Origin of the sequence: Endozoicomonas sp. YOMI1 (genome assembly GCF_024606345.1) — a bacterium.
Taxonomy (GTDB): Bacteria; Pseudomonadota; Gammaproteobacteria; order Pseudomonadales; family Endozoicomonadaceae; genus Endozoicomonas.
The window spans coordinates 1-2,698 of record NZ_JAHHPM010000571.1 but is presented as its reverse complement, the minus strand read 5'-3'; the positions used below and the strand labels follow the sequence as shown (position 1 = coordinate 2,698).

1 protein-coding gene is annotated in these 2,698 nt (G+C 52.0%); it reads left to right on the top strand.

Features of this window, described 5'->3' with window-relative positions; all coding sequences use genetic code 11:
* Positions 1-10 precede the first annotated feature (10 nt).
* A partial coding sequence (locus KDK15_RS20040) for an anti-phage-associated DUF1156 domain-containing protein (protein WP_257297169.1) occupies positions 11-2,698 on the top strand: 2,688 nt, incomplete at its 3' end.

Sequence of the window (2,698 nt, the reverse complement as noted above, 5' to 3'; positions counted from 1 at the left end):
TGAGCAGCTGATGGGGTTTGATGATGAGGGGCTGGCACGTCGGGCTGTACCGCAAAATGCATTAAAGCCGAAAGATCTGGCCCGGATGATCACGCTGGAGCATCCATGGCACTATTTCGCTTTTACCATTAAAAAGAAAAGTGCTGACATAGACGCACTTCAAACACTGCAATGCCCTTTTGACACCGATGAAGAAGGCATAACTCTTCGCTGGGCTCGAAGCACCACTCGAGATGATAAGGCAAGACTTTACCAACTGGCTCTAAAGCACTACCCAACCTACGAAGCAAAGGCCGCTTTGTGCAAGCGTCCGGAAGAGGTGGATCAGGAGTGGCTTTACGCACCGATCTGGCAGCGCGTCAATAACCACCTGGGACATCTCGGTATTAACGCTCACTCCCATCAGGAATTGGTAGAGCAGCTGGGTATGCTGCGCTACGGCCATAAACCAAGAGTGGGTGACACTTTTGCCGGTGGTGGTTCCATTCCGTTTGAAGCGGCTCGGTTGGGGTGTGATGTTTACGCATCTGACCTGAACCCCATTGCCTGCATGCTGACCTGGGGGGCGCTGAATATTATCGGTGCCAGCCCGGAGCGCAGAAAGGAAATCGAACAGGCGCAAAAGGATGTGGCCGAAGCGGTGGATCAGGAAATCACTGAGCTGGGTATTGAGCATGATGAATACGGTAATCGGGCCAAGGCCTATCTTTATTGTCTGGAAGTGCGCTGTCCGGAAACCGGATGGCTGGTGCCACTGGCACCGAGCTGGGTTGTTTCACCACGCTCTGGAGTCGTGGCCAAGCTAATTCCAAATTACCAAGAGAAGCGATTTAAAATTGATCTTTGTTATGGGGTCTCCAAAGAAGAACTAGATGAAGCAACCAAAGGAACACTTCAAAATGGAAGTTTGGTCTACTCATTGAATGGCAAAAATTACTCAACTCGTATAAAAACCCTGCGTGGTGATTATTTGTACGATAGTAACAATACTGTCAATCGCTTGCGCCGCTGGACAAAGTACGATTTCAGGCCGAAGTCTGATGATTTATTCCAAGAAAGATTATATGCCATTCAATGGATAACCAAAGAAAGCTTAGAGGAATCGCGTAAAGAAGTATTCTTCACACCAGTACGCCCAGAAGATCTCGAACGAGAAAATCAAGTAGAACAATACTTAGCGAAGCACTTTGAAACTTGGCAGATGCAAGGGCTTATACCTGATATGCCTATTGAATCTGGCTACAATACAGATCAGCCAATACGGGAACGTGGATGGAGTTACTGGCATCATTTATTTACTCCCCGCGATCTACTTAATTTAGCATTAATAAGAAAGGAGCTTACTAAACCAGAGTTGGCACCTGAGCTTTGTGGAACTCTGGATTTTTGTTCAAAACTGTCTCGCTGGATTGTTCGGTTTTCATCCGGTGGTGGAAGTGACTTCACATCTAATGTTTTCTCAAACCAAGCTTTAAATACGCTGTACAACTGGGCCAACAGATCATTTTTTGATCATGAATTTGTTCAGAACTATAAAAACATTCCGATCAGCGGACACACAGCTGTACTTTCATCAGAAGCAAAGGAGGTCAATAAAGAGCAGGACCTCTGGATCACCGACCCCCCCTACGCCGACGCCGTCCACTACCACGAAATCACCGAATACTTTATCGCCTGGCTTCGCAAAAACCCGCCAGCCCCCTTTGACCAGTGGAACTGGGACTCCCGCCGGGCACTGGCCATCAAGGGTTCCGGCGATGATTTCCGCCGGGGCATGGTGGCTGCCTATAAGGCCATGGCCGACCATATGCCGGACAATGGCCTGCAGTGCGTGATGTTTACCCATCAGGACACCGGCGTCTGGTCCGATATGGTGGGCATCTTCTGGGCGGCGGGTTTGCAGGTGGTGGGTGCCTGGTATATCGCCACCGAAACCACCTCCGAACTGAAAAAGGGCGGCTATGTGCAGGGCACCGTCACCCTGATGCTGCGCAAACGCCCCGCCGGTGAAAAGCAGGGATTCAAAAACCGGGTGCTGCCAGCGGTGCGTCAGGAAGTGGAACGCCAGATTCAGCAGATGCTGCACCTCAATACCGAAGTGAAAGAGAAACTGGGCGAGCCGGTATTTAACGACTCCGACCTGCAAATGGCCGGTTACGCCGCCGCCCTGAAAGTGCTCACCGGCTACACCCATCTGGGCGGCGAGGATGTTACCCGATTTGCCCTGCGACCCCGGCAGAAAGGGGAAGTCACGGTGGTGGATGAAATCGTCCAGCAAGCCGCCGAAGCCGCCAACAGCCTGCTGGTGCCGGAAGGCCTGCAGCGCGAAAGCTGGCAGGCCATTCGGGGTATTCAGCGCTTCTATCTGCGAATGATGGATATGGAGTCCGGCACCGGCGCCTCCAAGCTGGATAACTACCAGAACTTTGCCAAGGCCTTCCGGGTGGGGGATTACACCAGTGTGATGGCCAGCATGACCGCCAATAAGGCCCAACTGAAAACCGTCCGGGGGTTTGCTTCCCATGATCTCTCTGACAGTACCGAGTTTGGCCCGACGCCCCTTGGCCGGGTGGTGATCGCCCTGCAACAGCTGCTAAAAGAAACCGAACCCCAGGTGGTCATCAACCAGCTGCAGGAGGATATGCCGGACTTTCTGGAGTCCCGGCCACTGTTGATGGACCTGGGCAACTTTATCAGC